General features: G+C 59.3%; 11 protein-coding genes. 2 read left to right on the forward strand and 9 right to left on the reverse strand.

Annotation, left to right across the window (positions count from 1 at the left end; genetic code table 11):
* Nucleotides 1–126: 126 nt before the first annotated feature.
* Nucleotides 127–1,335 (reverse strand): IS256 family transposase, encoded by a 1,209-nt coding sequence (locus tag G3M56_RS03400; RefSeq protein ID WP_235203327.1) that lies wholly within the window; start codon nt 1,333–1,335, stop codon nt 127–129.
* A 750-nt stretch (nt 1,336–2,085) separates the two neighbouring features.
* On the opposite strand from G3M56_RS03400, the gene G3M56_RS03405 reads away from it, so the two are divergent.
* Both G3M56_RS03405 and G3M56_RS03410 read left to right on the forward strand, forming a co-directional pair.
* Nucleotides 2,086–3,267 carry a M29 family metallopeptidase gene (locus tag G3M56_RS03405; protein WP_164365651.1) on the forward strand — a complete coding sequence of 394 codons (1,182 nt, stop codon included), beginning with the start codon at nt 2,086–2,088 and terminating at the stop codon, nt 3,265–3,267.
* Nucleotides 3,268–3,292: 25 nt separating this feature from the next.
* The gene (locus tag G3M56_RS03410) at nt 3,293–4,024 is read left to right on the forward strand and encodes a putative 4-mercaptohistidine N1-methyltransferase (protein ID WP_164365650.1); all 732 of its coding nucleotides are present in this window, start codon (nt 3,293–3,295) and stop codon (nt 4,022–4,024) included.
* A gap of 2 nt (nt 4,025–4,026) precedes the next feature.
* Here the strand turns inward: G3M56_RS03410 and G3M56_RS03415 are convergent, their stop codons facing one another.
* The 8 genes from G3M56_RS03415 to G3M56_RS03450 form a co-directional block, all read right to left on the reverse strand.
* Nucleotides 4,027–5,286, reverse strand: coding sequence for a hypothetical protein (locus G3M56_RS03415; RefSeq protein WP_164365649.1), 1,260 nt, complete (start codon nt 5,284–5,286; stop codon nt 4,027–4,029).
* A gap of 193 nt (nt 5,287–5,479) precedes the next feature.
* Nucleotides 5,480–6,844, reverse strand: a complete 1,365-nt coding sequence (locus tag G3M56_RS03420; protein WP_164365648.1) for a hypothetical protein — start codon at nt 6,842–6,844, stop codon at nt 5,480–5,482.
* 77 nt (nt 6,845–6,921) lie between these two features.
* Entirely contained in the window at nt 6,922–7,755 is an 834-nt protein-coding gene (locus tag G3M56_RS03425; protein ID WP_164365647.1) for a CPBP family intramembrane glutamic endopeptidase, read from the reverse strand.
* Between the two features lie 69 nt (nt 7,756–7,824).
* Nucleotides 7,825–8,886: a signal peptide peptidase SppA gene (sppA, locus tag G3M56_RS03430; RefSeq protein ID WP_164365646.1), complete on the reverse strand. Its 1,062-nt coding sequence runs from the start codon at nt 8,884–8,886 to the stop codon at nt 7,825–7,827.
* Between the two features lie 119 nt (nt 8,887–9,005).
* Nucleotides 9,006–10,520, reverse strand: a complete 1,515-nt coding sequence (locus G3M56_RS03435; RefSeq protein WP_164365645.1) for an NAD(P)H-hydrate dehydratase — start codon at nt 10,518–10,520, stop codon at nt 9,006–9,008.
* A gap of 36 nt (nt 10,521–10,556) precedes the next feature.
* Entirely contained in the window at nt 10,557–11,213 is a 657-nt protein-coding gene (locus G3M56_RS03440; RefSeq protein ID WP_164365644.1) for an N-acetylmuramoyl-L-alanine amidase family protein, read from the reverse strand.
* 31 nt (nt 11,214–11,244) lie between these two features.
* A complete protein-coding gene (locus tag G3M56_RS03445; RefSeq protein WP_164365643.1) occupies nt 11,245–12,249 on the reverse strand; it encodes a hypothetical protein in 1,005 nt (334 codons plus the stop codon).
* 137 nt (nt 12,250–12,386) lie between these two features.
* A complete protein-coding gene (locus tag G3M56_RS03450; protein WP_164365642.1) occupies nt 12,387–14,342 on the reverse strand; it encodes an SUMF1/EgtB/PvdO family nonheme iron enzyme in 1,956 nt (651 codons plus the stop codon).
* Between the last annotated feature and the right edge of the window lie 21 nt (nt 14,343–14,363).

Raw genomic sequence — 14,363 nt, forward strand, 5'->3', positions numbered from 1 at the left:
TGGGATTCCTGTCTCTTGGTGTGGAGGTTCTGCAAGTCGCCGTGTTCTGTCGGCTTTTCCCGTCCTGTCTGTGGTGTTCGTGGTTATGTACGTCAAGTTCTGCAAAAAGGGTTTGATGGATGATGATCAGGCTGCGGACGTTTGATTTGAAGTAAGGCTGAGCTTTTGGGCTTCTTTGAGGTGATCCATGTTCAGGTAGCGGTGTTGATCGATCCACTGCTCATGGACTTGATGCGTGACAGCCCGGATTAAACGTTGGGCTGCAGCCTGGTTGGGGAAGGTTCGGATAATGTGCGTACGACGCTTAATCTCCTCATTGAGTCGCTCGAGCATATTCGTGCTTTTGAGATGCTTGTGATGCTCTCTGGGAAGTCGATAAAAGGTGAGCGTTTCTTCGATCTCACTTTCGACCCAGTCACAGAGCTTGTGGTATTTGCCTCCCCACTTCGCCAACCATGCCCGCAGATCCTGACGCGCTTCATTGATGTCTCGACGGTCATAGATCCAGCGCAGCTCGGTGCAGCAGTCGTCGTCATGCTTGCGAGGTAGATGATCAAGAGCGTTGCGAAGGAAGTGGACGTAGCAGCGTTGCCACAGCGCCTCGGGAAGCACTTCGCTGATAGCTCGTCGCAGGCCGGCATGGTTATCAGTCACGCAGAACTCAACACCCGTCAGTCCGCGTTGCTTGAGTTGAAGTAGGAAGTTCTTCCAGCTGCTTCCGCTTTCCCTTTGATCGAGCTCGGTAGCAAGGACCTCCCGTCGGCCATCCCAACTGATGCCAATGGCGATCAACACAGCCTGGCTGCGCACCACGCCGTTCTCTCGAACCTTTTCGTAGCGGGCATCCAGGATGAGGTAAGGATAAGCGTGGTTGAGCTTGCGTCGGGCAAAGTTCTCAAGCTCTTCGTCCAACGTTTTGTTCAGCCTGCTTACCACACTGGCGCTGACCCGGTGACCGCAGAGCTCCTCGGTGATCTGCGCGACTTTACGTGTCGAGACGCCCTGCACGTACATTTCGATCAGGGTGCTTACCAAAGCCTTCTCGCTGCGTTGATAGCGATCGAAGATCTCGGTGCTGAAGAGTCCGTCGCGATCTTGAGGGACGCGCAGCTCGATCCTTCCTACCCGTGTCAGGAGACTGCGTTGATAACTGCCGCTGCGATAACCTCGGCGTCTGTCGCTGCGTTCTGATTTTACCGCCTGGAGTGTCTCGTTCATTTCTTCTTCGAGCATCTCCTGCATCAATTTCTGAACCAAGGGCCTCAGAAAATCTTCCTGCTCGGCAAGAATACTTTTCAACTGCGGCGTTGTGGTCTTATCTGGTCGTGGGGTCATGGTGTGACGATTAGGGGTTCTTGTTTTGTTAAAAACCTAATCAATCATCATGACCCTTTTTGCAGAAGCTTTGGCACACTACCGTGTTCGTCTTTTGGTGACGTGGATTGGGTAGGTGGGCTGGCGGCTGGAGCGGAGTGGTGCAGTCTGCGGTTGGTGGGGTGATCCAACTGTGTGGGGCTTAGAGAATTGTGGGTGTGGCTGGTGATGGGACGGGGATGGTTTTTGATTTGAGAAACCTTAACGAAATCGTTGACTTTTGGGGTGGTGGCGGTATCCCTTGTGGATGCCTTTCAGCAATACCACAACATCTAGTTACTGGGATCGGCATGTCTCCGTGTTGCTTGTTGAAGGAGGAGGCCGCCGATCGCATGCGAACGTGCGATTTTCGGCAGCGAACCGCGACAAGTCGCCAGCGAAGGAATTCGGGCGTCGGCGGTTCCGCGAGGGCTTGCTCAACATGGTGACTACTGTCAGCGGATCGAACTGATCCGGATCCTTGATTGAAATGATGTGCACACCGGTGCCTCGCCGGTGGATGGTTTCGCGGCGTCTGTTATCAGGCGCCGCTTTTTTGTCGTTTTGTGGGCAAAATGGGCGGCTGGTGGTGACTTTGTAGGAATAGATCTTGGAGGGGGAGGCTCGTTGCTACATTCTCGAAAAGCGAGTGCGGCAAATAGCAGGTGGGGCGAGGATTTCCGCTGCCTGGATTTGCGTGCCATCGTATTGTTTCTGCCACCCTATCCAGCCATGATTTCGAAACTTACCGACGACATTATTTTCAACCCGGAGAAGCGTAACTTTCCTACATTCAGTCTACAGCGATTGTTGGGTCAGGTCTTTGAGCCGACCGAGGGCTGCAGCGTTTGTATTTTGATCGACCTGGAGGACATGTCGTTGATCAAAGACTTCGGATTTGCCAAGGCAGAGGGCCATGAGGTGCAGAAGAATGCGTACAAGCATTTCTACCTCGGGCTGAGGGAAGGGGTGATGGATGCGCTGGGGATGAAGGGCGGAGAAATGTTTGCCTACAAGCCGACCTATGGCAGCAACCTGGACCTACAGGACGAGTGCTGGGACACCGAGGGCAAGCAGCTCAGTTTGGACAAGGATGTCTACCCTAACTACGACATCATTCTGTGCATCTCGACTTGGTCGGCCACGGCGCCGTTGACCGCGAAGTGTAAAGAGTTTGGGTTCCGCGGCGCGACGCTACACGGACTCAACGATGTGATTCTGAATAGCGGGCTGGCAGTGGATTATAACGAGGTGAGTGCCGACGCGGAGAAGATCCGCCTCGCGATGAACAAGGCGGACTCGATTGAGATTGATTTCACTTTGGAAGATGGCCGGGTGCTGACCGCGTGGCTCGGGCTCGACGGCCAGGAGGCTCAGAAAAGCCATGGTCTGTGTAAAGGGACTCAGCCGGACGTCGCGAACCTGCCGGCGGGTGAGATTTATTACGTGCCGACCGATGCTCGCGGGCAGTTTCCGATGAAGTATGAGGATGGGACTTTGGGGGTGTTGGATGTTGAGAACCGCAATATCATCCGCTCGACGCTGATCGAGGGCAATCAGGCGACCATCGATGAGCATAACCAGCGGCTGAAGGACGACCCGATGACCGGGACGTTGGGTGAGCTTGGTTTTGGCACCCAGGTTTTGCCTGTTTCCGGTCAGGATATTCAGGACGAGAAGGTGCTGGGGACGTGTCACTTGGCGACGGGGCGTGACGACCATTTGGGGGGCGATATTGTACCGACGATGTTCAAGAAGCATGAGAACTCGACACACGACGATATTTTGTTCGCGCCGCACAAGACGCCGAACTTTGATATCAGCGAGGTGCGCATGAACCGCGGCGATTTGCAGGAGATCATCATCCAGCACTTCAAGCCGAGTGATTTTGTGCTGCGTGCGGCCCGTGTGTAATTCAGGTTCAGCCCCCCCCCAGGCTATGGCTACTGATTATGAATCACAGCGGGTACTGAACGAGTACTTGTTGTTTCACTATGGTTCCCAAGCGGATGTGCTTGGGGACTTTCCGGTGCCGGCAGAGGGTTGGGGGTTCCCGGTGCGGACGGCTGAGATGGCGTTGGCACATGGCGCTTGTGGGCGGGCACTGGATTTGGGGTGTTCGGTTGGGCGTTCTGCTTTCGAGCTGGCGCGCGGCTGCGACGAGGTGGTTGGGATTGATTGTTCCGAGGTGTTTGTGGATGCGGCGGACTTGATTGCTCGTGAGGGGCAGGTGCCTTACGACGTGGTGGTCGAGGGGGAGCATGCGCGGTCGGCCTCGGCGAGAGTGCCTGAGGGGGTAGACCCAGGTAGGGTTCGCTTCGAGCGTGGCGACGCGATGGCGTTGCGCGACAATTTGGGCAGCTTCGACTGCGTGCATGCGGCCAACCTGATCTGCAGGTTGCCTGACCCGCAGCGGTTGCTCAAGCGGTTGCCTGAGTTAGTGGTGGACGACGGCGTGCTCGTGTTGGCCACGCCGTTTACGTGGCTTGAGGAGTTCACGCCGCGGGGCAAATGGCTGGGGCCCGATGGCTTCGGTGCGCTTGAAAAGCTGCTCGAGCCGTCCTTCGAGCTGCTGAAGGCGAAGGACGAGCCGATGTTGATCCGCGAAACTGCGAGAAAGTATCAATTCACCTTTTCCAAGGTGAGCGTATGGCGCCGAGTGGCAGGTTGACGCTAGTTTTTCACCGGGACGATGAGCGTGCCGTCCGCACGGTCTGATTTGATGATGATGTTGTCGCCCGGTTCTTTGATTTCCGGGCGGGCTCCGTAAACGGGGAGCTTGCCGTTGATGGAGAATTTGTCGAGGTCCTGGCGGATCACTTCATGGGGCTTCTTGTTGGTCAGGTGGACCCTGGTGCGCGCTCCCTTGAGGTTGATTGAGGTGCTGGCAATTGGCTTGCCGCCCTGGGTGATGGTGAGGGATCCGTATCCTTCGATCGTCACGGCGGCATTTGTCAGCGAGGGCAGCTTCATGGTGGAGTCGACGATCATGACGGTGCCACCGCCGAGATCATTGGCCGTGCTGGTCGATGCGGAGAGAGCGGCCGCGGCGTGGCTGGCGATCTCTTGCGGTGTGAGCATGCTGCTGAATGCGGCGAACGAGTGGACCTGGTTGCCGCTGCCCAGGCTGGCGTTTGGATTGCCTACGACAGCTTTCTTGCTAGAGAAGTCGGGAACGTCGTTGGATGTGCCGATGAGCTTTCCGTTGCCGAAAATCCGGGTTTGCTTTGCTCCGGGGTCGACGACGTAGGTGATGTGGGTTGGGGTGTTGGCGCCGTCTGTTTTTTGACCTTCGAGGGCGATTTCCCAGTCATTGGCTTCGAAGAGGGTGCCAGTGGAGTTGACGGTTACGAGCAGTTCGATGGTGGCGGCACCGAAGATGGAGCTCGTATCGATGACCGTGCTGCCGTTGCTGATGGCGCAGAGGGACGGTTGTTTTGCGACGAGAGCTGACCACGATGCGCGCTGCGCATTGGACGATGGGTCCTTGCCATCGAGCATCGAGTTTTTGGTCAGGATGATGTCGAGCGAGCTATCGGGGTTCTGGGATTTTACCAGTGGGCCGAGGTTGCGACAGGTCGATGCGTCGAGGACCAGCGCGGTGCGGTGGCCGAAGTAGATCGGGTTGTGATTGAAGTCCAGCGACCCTCCGCTGTCAGCGACGATGGTGGACTGCTTGGTCAATTCGATCGGTCCCTGGGCGGCAGCTTTCGCTTTGAACCCGGAAAGTGAAAGGTGGAATGCCTTGCCGTTGGTTGGGGCTTTGGTCTGCTTCCAGAATGTGTCGTGGCTCATGTTGCCCTTTTTCGGGCCGTCCCATTCGAATGTGCCGCCATTGCTCCAGACTTTGGCGTTGGTGTTTGGGGACGATGCGGAAGCGGACGCAACTGCGATGAATGCGAGCGAGCAGGCGATCAGTCGGGGGGTAGGCATGGCTGCTGGAGGTCAGGTGGGGGATCAAGGTTCGTGATGTGCGGCGAGGCTACCAAGAGGGGGCGTTGTTGCCGAATTGCTGCAAACGGGCAAGGTTTAAGGGAAACCTGTGTGTCAGAAAAGACAAAATGCGTGCCATTGCAAGAATGGCACGCATTTATTTGGTGATTTTTACGTGTTAGGCAGGTGCGTTTCAGTGAGGGCTGCCGAGGGCGATGCCTGCTTGGATCCACACCGTGTGATCGCTGCCGTGGTTAGGCGAGTGATCGAAGTTGTACTGGGCGCGGATGTGGGTGCGGCGATTGTTGTCGGGGAAGAAGGTGACGCTCGGGGATACGCGGATGCGCTCGTTCAGTCCGAGGTCCTGGATACCTGAGACGTAGTCGAAGCGGATACCTGTATCCCAGTGACGCGACCAGCTGGCGACAACTGACGACGAGATGCCGATTTCGTCGAAGGTGGCGTCGCGTGGGCCATCGTCGTGATGCTCGTCTTCGTCATGGTCTTCGTGGGCGAGGTGATCTTCTTCATGATGATCATCCTCGTGGTGTTCTTCATCCTCGTGATGATCGTGGTGCTCTTCGTCCCCGTGGATTTCGCCCGAGCGAGCGGCCACGCTGCGGCCGAAGATTTCGGTTTTCCACAGCACGGAGACGGCATCCGGGTCGGTGAGGTCGGCGTTCCATCGGTAGCTGAAGTCGAGTCCGCCAACGTGGTTGTGACGGCCGAACTCGTTGTCACCGTAGACGTAGCTGATACCGGTGGTGAGTTCGTGCTGGTCGGAGAAACGGTGGCTGTGAGCGGCGCGGGTGGAGAACACACGGTCGTTGAAATGGGCACCTTCTTCTTCGAAGAGAGCCTCTACTTCGTCGTGATCGTGGTCATGCCCATGGTGATTGTGGTCGCCGTGGCTGTGATCGTGATTGTGTGGGCGGACTTCACCGTAACTGACGGTCAGGATCGACTGGTTGGTGAGTGGGTCGCCGATCTGCGGGCGCCAGTTGATTTCACCCGAGCGGGTGATCAATCCGTCGTCGCCGAGGAAGCGCGTGGTCAGCAATGGCATATCGACAAATTGCCACTGGTGGATGTGGGTTGGGTTGAACACCCCGACGCGGTTCAGAAACTGTCCGCCGCGGAGATCAAAGCCTCCCGGGAGGTCGTGAACGGAGCCGAAGATCTCCTCCCATTCCCAGGAGACATCGCCCTCTGCATCAGAGAAAAAGAGGCCGTTGGCGAAACCGGAAATGTGTTCGGTTGGTTTGATGCTGATGGACGGTTCGATGGCTTGGAGTGTCCAGCCTTCGCGCTGTGGGTCGTGGCCGCCGGTTTGCAGTTCGCCTAACTCGCCGGTGGATCCGCCGTAGCTCATGTAGCCGTGGAGAGATCCGCTGATGAGCCCATCCCACAGAGACCAATCGTTTGCTCGGTCGAACCACGAGGCGTCGCTGTCATCGGAGGCGTGATGGTGGCCATGGGTGCAGGTAGGGCCGCAGTCGTGATCTGCTGCGTAGGCTGCCGGTGCCGCTGCGAGCAAGAGCGCGGGAAGTGTGCGCATGAATCGGGGAGATGTCATTGTTAACTTGGTGTGCATGGTTCGGGGGATGGTTGTACGGGGTTTTTAGGAGTGCCGAATTAATCAGCCAGCATCCCCATGATGTTGATGCTGTTGAACGCGGCGTGAATGGAAATGGGTAGCCAGAGTGAGCCCGAGCGCTCGTAGCTGAACACGAGAATAAGAGAGAGCAGAGCGAGCACCGGTATTCCCGTGAGGTTGTTGTGAATGATGGCGAACACGACCGAGGTGATAATCGCTGCGAAAACAGGCTCGGTGAAACGTTTGAGCACTGGGTAGATGTAGCCGCGGAAGATGAACTCCTCCGCCAATGGTGCTGCGATGCAGGCGGATGCGATCACCGCGAGACGGGCGGAAGTTGAGCCGCTTTCTTTGAAGAAGGTGACCATGGATTGTTCCTTGGGAACGCCGATGGTGGGGACGACGACGGCTTGGTTCCACCATTGGACGACGACGACTCCGAGGAAGTAGGCCACAGCGGCACCGAGTAGTCCGTAGGCGATGACCTTCGCCGCCTTGATGCGGTTGAGGCCGTAGAACTCATTCACGTTGGTGCCACGGATGGCGATGGCGCCCACGGTCACCCCGGCGATGAAGAGCATCGTCACCGCGCTCGAAAAGATGTGGCTGATGGAAATCTCAGGAGTTCCGGAGTCGGCGTCGGTGGGAACGCTTCCGGCATCTGCCAGCCCGATGTAGAAGAGCAAAAACAGGCCGGAGACGATCACGAAATCCCCGCCATGGATCGGGCCGGTCCAGACATTGCCACTATTGCTCCAGGAGAGCTCGGGGCGCATGCGGCGGATGATGGCGCAGACTCCGAGGCCCAGTGCGAGGGCGACGATGGTGATCTGGAGCCATTCAATGAGAAATGTTTGGGTGATGGGGTCCATGGAGGGATTCAAACAGCGTGGATGGTGCGCCTCCCGTTACGGGGGCGCATGCTGTGGGCAGGGGGCTAATTATTCGCCCGCTGGGGACGGCAGGTGGAGGAAGTACGGGGTGCCCGTTTCGAGACGTGGAAGCAGTCGGTCCGAGACGTCGAGGGTGACTTTTTGGCCGCTTCCCTCGGCTTTTGCCGAGCCAAACATGGAAAGCAGTGCGCCCAGGTTTGGTCGCGTGCGGTAGCGGACAACGGTGGCGTCGGTGAGGTTGGCGCGCTGCATGGCTTCGGCCCAAGCGTCTTCGATGTAGCCGGTGGCGTCGATCATCCCCATCTCGAGCGCTTTGGTGCCGGAGTAAATGCGTCCGTCGACTGCTGACGAGCCACGCAGTTTCTCGATCGGGATGTTGCGTGCATCTGCGACGATGCCGAGGAATCGCTCATAGGACTCACCGACGAGGCTGTTGACGTACTCTCGTTCGTCCTCGCGCATCTCGCGGGATCCGCTGAGCATGTCTTTGAAGTCGCCGCTCTTGAAGACGACCATGTCGACCCCGATCTTTTCGGTGAGTTCCTGGTAATTGATGGTTTGGATGATGACGCCAACGCTGCCGGTGAGGGTGGTTGGGTTGGCCATGATGTGGTCTGCTCCGCAGGCGAGGTAGTAGCCGCCGGATGCAGCCACGCTGTCCATGTAGATGACGACCGGCTTGGCGGCCGCGGCTTTTTTCACCGCATTGTAGAGCACGTCGGAGGCGGTGACTTCGCCGCCGGGTGAGTTGACGCGGATCACGATGCCCTGGACGTTTTTGTCGGCTACCGCGTGGGCGAGCAGGGCTTTGGTTTGGTCGACCATGCTGGCTTCACCGCGAGTGGCGGAGGTGATCACGCCTTCGATGTCGATCTGGGCGATTTTTCCGTGTTCGCCCTTACGCAATTCCACTTCACGCACAGTGACTTGCTTCTCGATTGGGGCAATCGCGGAGACTGGAGCGGTCACGCCGCGGATCAGGTTGCTGATGCCGGCGAGGAAAAAGAACCCAAGCAAACCTACTACGGCGAGTGAGATCAGGCAGCCGATCATCAATCCATTGGAGCGGCGGCGCGGAGGAACTGGGGGAGGGGTGTAGGAATCACTCATGGTGTGCAGGCATCAAGTTGCCGAATCAGATCGGTTGATCTCAGAGTACGACACAGAATCTGCACAAAATCGAGACTTCGTCCACCTTCTTAATGCAAATTATTTGTATTAAGGTGCGCTTACAGGGTGCGCAGGTCGTCGAGTGCGCTGCCGATGTGGTCGATCACATCCGATGCGGTGAGTGAATCGACCGCGGTGTGGCGAGGGCCGAGGAAGGAGGCGATCTCGGCGGCACGTCCGTGGATCCATGCGGCGGCGGCCGCGCTGATGGCGGGGGCGAGGCCGCGGGCGGCGAAGGCGGCGCAGATACCGGTGAGGGTGTCTCCCATGCCAGCGGTGGCCATGCCGGCGTGACCGGTTGGGTTGGCTAGCAAGGGGCCGTCCTGCGAGCCAGTGAGTGTTCGTTGTCCTTTGAGCAGGAGAACCGAGCCGGGGTGGCGTTCGGTGAACGCGCGTGCGCGTTCGGCACGGGTACCGGTCAGGTCGTTGGCGAGTCGGCGGAACTCACCGGGGTGTGGGGTGAGGATACGCGGGCCGGCGGGTTGGTCGAGCAGCGGGCTGCGTTCGGCCACGGAGAGGCGGGAAAGTGCGTTCAATGCGTCGGCATCGACGACGACCGGAAGTGGGCATTGGCGCAGAATGTTGCAGGCCAGCGTGTCTGAGTTCGCACCCAGTCCGGGGCCGAGCGCTACGGCATCGAATGACTTCCAGTCGATGTGGTCGTCTGAGGGGAAGGGCTGCACCATGATCTCGGGGGCGCAGCGAGCGGCGACTTGGTCGATGCTGCTTGGATGGGTGATGATGGTGACGAGACCGGCGCCGGAGCGCAATGCGGCGTGGGCGGTGAGCGCGGCGGCGCCCGTCATCCCGGGTGATCCGGCGACAACGAGGACGCGGCCTGCGGTGGACTTGTGCTGATCGTGCGCAGGGCGTGGGAGCCACGCTGCGAGCATTTGGCGGGTGGTGACCTGATGAGTGGTGTCGCCTGCGGGTTGCAGTTCCGGGAGTGGGATGACTTCGAGTCTTCCGACGTATGGGGAGGCGTTGTCTGTGACCAGTCCGGTTTTGGGTTGGCAGACGGTGGCGGTGAGGTCGGCTACGATACAGTGGGTATCGGCTTCGCCGGTAGTGCCGTCGAGTCCGGTTGGCAGGTCGATGGAGACAGTGAACGCGTTGTGTACGGTGCGCCAGTGGTTGATCCATTGGGTGGCGGCGGCTACCGGGCCGCGGAGGGGTGGGCGGGCACCGATTCCGAGCAATCCGTCGACGACGACCAATGGGCGGGGCCAGTCAGGATCCGGTTCGTGGGCGGAGTTGAGCTTCTTGGCGCATTCTCCGAGAGCGGCCAGATTCTTCTGCGTCAGGTCCGAGAGTGGACGCTCCGGGCAGGCTGCGATCCATCGGATCGTCCAGCCGGCAGCGGCGAATGGGCGGGCGGCGACGCAGGCATCGCCGGCGTTGTTGCCGGGCCCCAATGCGAGAACGAGAGTGCCGCGGCGCAGGTGGGGCGGGAAGTGACCGGCGATGGCGCGGGAGATGCCGAGTCCGGCCTTCTCCATCAATGTGCCCGCGTTGCCGTGAGCGTTCATCCAGTCCGCTTCGGCGTCGAGCATCTGTTGTGGAGAGACGAGCATGGCGGGCTGGAGATTGGCGGGTTAGTGGTCGGCGGGTTAGTTGATGGCCTTGAGGTGTTTTAGAACGCCTCTGCCGATGGCCTCTGCCATGGCTTGGCGGTATTTGCCGGTTTTACACAGCTTGAGTTCGCGAGCGTTGGTGAGGAACCCGCACTCGACGAGAACCGCTTGCTGCTTGGTGTTCCGGATCACGTGGAAGCGGGCTTGCTTGACCCCGCGGTCACGTCGGCGCGTGGCGCGGACGATTTCGGTTTGGATACGAGCCGCGAGCTCTTTTGAGTTGCGCGAATAATGGAATGTTTCGAGGCCGTGGGCGTTGCGGTTGCTGGCGCCGTTGAAGTGGACGCTGACGAAGATTGAGTTTTTCGAGTAGCGGTTGGCGATACGGACGCGTTCCGGCAGTGAGATGAAGACGTCACTACGGCGGGTGAGGACGGTTTTGACGCCCTTTTTGCGCAGGTATTTGTCGAGACGGAGCGAGACATCGAGAGCGAGCCACTTTTCATAAACCTGGCCATTGCGTTGACCGAGGTTGAACCCACCGTGGCCGGCATCGATCACCACGGTGTCGATCTTGCGGGCGTGGGCTTGCGGTACGGCAAGCGCTGCCACGGCCATGCAGAGCAGGCAGAGGAGCCCGCGGATGAGAGCCGTCCGGGCGGTGATGCGGTGGGTGAGGGGCTGTGATGTCATGATCCGTGATGACGTTTACGCTTCAACGCGCTCATTCCGCCGCTTCTAGTTGGCGGCGCATGTCGATGAGTTCCTCCAAGCCTGGAGGCAGTTCGGAGAGACGGCGGGTTGCCTCCTTCTGCTCCTTGGCAGCATCCGGATCGAACTCGACGCCACCGACTACAGCGACACCACCTTGTGGCACGGCTTGCAAACGTGGAATGGACGGTCCCTTTTCTTTGAAATACTTGACGGAGTCGGGGAGGACATTGCCGCGGGTGTCGATTTCCACTTTGGCGTACATCTGTGGTCGGGTCATCCACAGAACGTGGGCGTGGTTGTCGTTATCGATGGCGAACATCGGCTTGCGGATGTCGATCAATTCCGCCAGGCGGTAGCAGGTGAGGCAGGCCAGCGTGCTCGGGTCGTCGAGACGGTAGTAAAGGTAGGACTTGTTGCGCCCGGTGAACTTCATGAACTTGTGGGTACGCAAGGTCATGAGGCGTGATCCGCCGTCGTCGTGCAACGATTCGAACTCGCTGAGGTCAGTGTCTGTCTTCGGCCGATCGCGGGTGACACCGTAGGTTTGATCCCACAGAACGCGGGCGCTTACGACGTTGCCGCTGGTTCGGTTGGAGGTAATGTACTTGCGGGCAGGCGAGAACCAGACGGCGGCTTGGAACGTGTAGAATCCGAAGTCCGTCATGGTGAAGTAGTTGGCGATGTCGACCGTGAACTTCATGGTTTGACCATTACGGATCATCGTCGGCTCGAAGATGTTGTTGAGGTTGCTTCGGCGAACCGCGCGCTGGCCGCGGAAGACGCGGAAATCGAGCCAGTCGGCACCGCCAGGGCCACCCAGAGTGAGGTCGCGTCCCGAGCGGTTGGTCAGTGTGATCATCACGGGAATGTCCTCGAATTGGACGTACTCACGCTGCTTGGTTTTGATTTTGATCTCGAGCTGGGCGTGCGCGGACGGAGCAAACGCCAAGCATAGCACGAGGATGAGCGCGGCGGAGACAAGCTTCGGCAGGGAGGCTGGAGATGCGAAAGACATGGGGAAAAAAAGATCGGTCTTGGTGTGATTTGCTCGGCGAGGGTGCTTCGGATCGAGCGGCGAATCAATCATCGATGTGCGAAATCGGCGGCTATTCGCAAGGGTGGGTGGGATATGCAACGGGCAGTGTGGCGCCCTCAATCCGGGTTGCGGCTGGTGGCCGTGCGGAAGCCAACGTAGGGCGCGTGGCTCGAGCGGTTGGTCGGCAGTGAGCGGGCGGTCAGGTCGACGCTTTCGGCATAGTAGGACCCGCCTTTGACCACCGGAGCCTTGAGGTCGGGGTCACTGGGGTCTGGTACTTCCGAGGCGGTCCATTCGGCCACGTTCCCTGCGAGTCCCATGACGCCCTCTGGTGTGCGGTCGGCAGCCGGGTGGTAGACTGCGGATGTCATGGCGGATCCGTCGACCGATCCGTCGCGGGAGTCGGCACCTGTGTTGGCGAATGCCGGCTTCCACTGGTGGCCCCACGGGTACTTGCGCGGTGGGTTTCCGAGTGCGGCGAACTCCCATTCTTCCTCACTCGGGAGGCGGCGACCGCGCCAGCGGGCATACGCGTAGGCATCCCACCAATCGACGCCGAAAACCGGGTGGTGCAGCGTGAGCTTGTGGCCTTGGTAATTCCCTCCGGCGGTGGCCAGTGGGTAGTAGACCGACCAATTGGCGGGGACGTGGTTCCTTTTCGTTGAGGGTTGGTTGCGGTGGTTGAGGTAGTCGGAGTCTTCCGAGGATTCGAGGTAGTCGAGAAACTCGGCGTACTGGCCGATGGTGACTTCGTGGGCGGAGAGCCAGAAGGTTTCGATCTTGATCGGGTTGCTGGCGTTGTCGCGGCGATAGCTTCCGCCTTTGATCTGAACCATTTCCTCCAGGTCGATGTTGGCTGGAAGTTCGGGGGCGGCGGGGTTGCTGCCAGTGAGTTTCAGCCCGACGATGAGTCCGACCGCTGCTAGTACGGCGGCGACGATCCAAGGGACGGGGGATTTCTTCTTTTGGGGAAGTGGTCGGCCAGGGCCTCCGGCGCGTTTTGGAACGAAGGATTGATCTTGTGGGCGCACGGTGATGGCCGTGGCCCGGCCTTCGAGCTTGGCGAGCAGCTCACGTGCTGCAATCGACGTGCTACGCAGACCGGATGGTGCGGTTCCCTGACTCATCATCTGGTCGAGCCAGTCGATGACTTCGGTGGCGTGCGGCGCGGCGGAATCGATGGATTGGATAATGGCAGGCAGCAGGTTGCGCAGGTTTTGCAACAACTGCTCCTCAGAGGCCGTGCCGGCGTAGGCGGTGTTTTCGATGCGGCAGTGGTCTTTGGCTTCCTGAATGAGGAAGATGTGCTCCGGTTCGAGTTGGTGGCTGTTGACCTTTAACCCGAGCAAGTGGAGCAGGACGGAAGCCGCGGCGCGCACGATGTGCACAGCGAGCGTGGGCTCGATCGGTTCTTTGTTGCGGATCCGATCGGCCAGCGTGTCGTAGAGCAGGTGCTCTTCGGTGTAGTAGAGCTGGATGCCGTTATCGATGGCTTGGAAAACCGGAATGATCGAGCCGTGGTTGGCTTTGGCCTTGGCCTGGATGTCCTCAAGGAACTCGCGCCGCACCTGGGCGTCGTGGGTGTGCTCGTGGTTGAGCAAATGGAGGAAAACCGGACGCTCGATCGACGTCTGGGTTGCTTCGAAGGTGTGGGTCATCCGCCCGTACGAGAGCAATTGGGCGAGTTGGAACTCATCGAGTCGACAGGCAGGGTCGTTGGCCGGATGTTCGGAGAGCATCACCCGCAATGCATAGCCGGTGCCGGGGAGAGGCATGACGGGATGGCTTCCGAGTCGTTGTTGCAGATCGGGGATGAGGTCGTGCTCTGCCAGCACGATCAACCGCATGGATTCAAGAAATGGCTCCAACGCGTCGAGCAGGGTGTCGAAGTGCTCGTCGTGCGTGATCAGCGCTTTTGGAATCTCGGCGGCAGCGGCTACGAAGCCGGTAAACTCGGCGGCAGAGGCACAGCGTGTGATCTCGAGGCCCGGTGTTTGGTCGGTCGAGTGGCTCAGCCGCCCGCAGATGTGGTCTGAGGCGGAGCCATGCGGACTGTAGACGAGAATACTCACGGGGGGGGGATGGTCGGGTTG

The sequence above is a fragment of the Sulfuriroseicoccus oceanibius genome, assembly GCF_010681825.2.
GTDB lineage: Bacteria > Verrucomicrobiota > Verrucomicrobiia > Verrucomicrobiales > SLCJ01 > Sulfuriroseicoccus > Sulfuriroseicoccus oceanibius.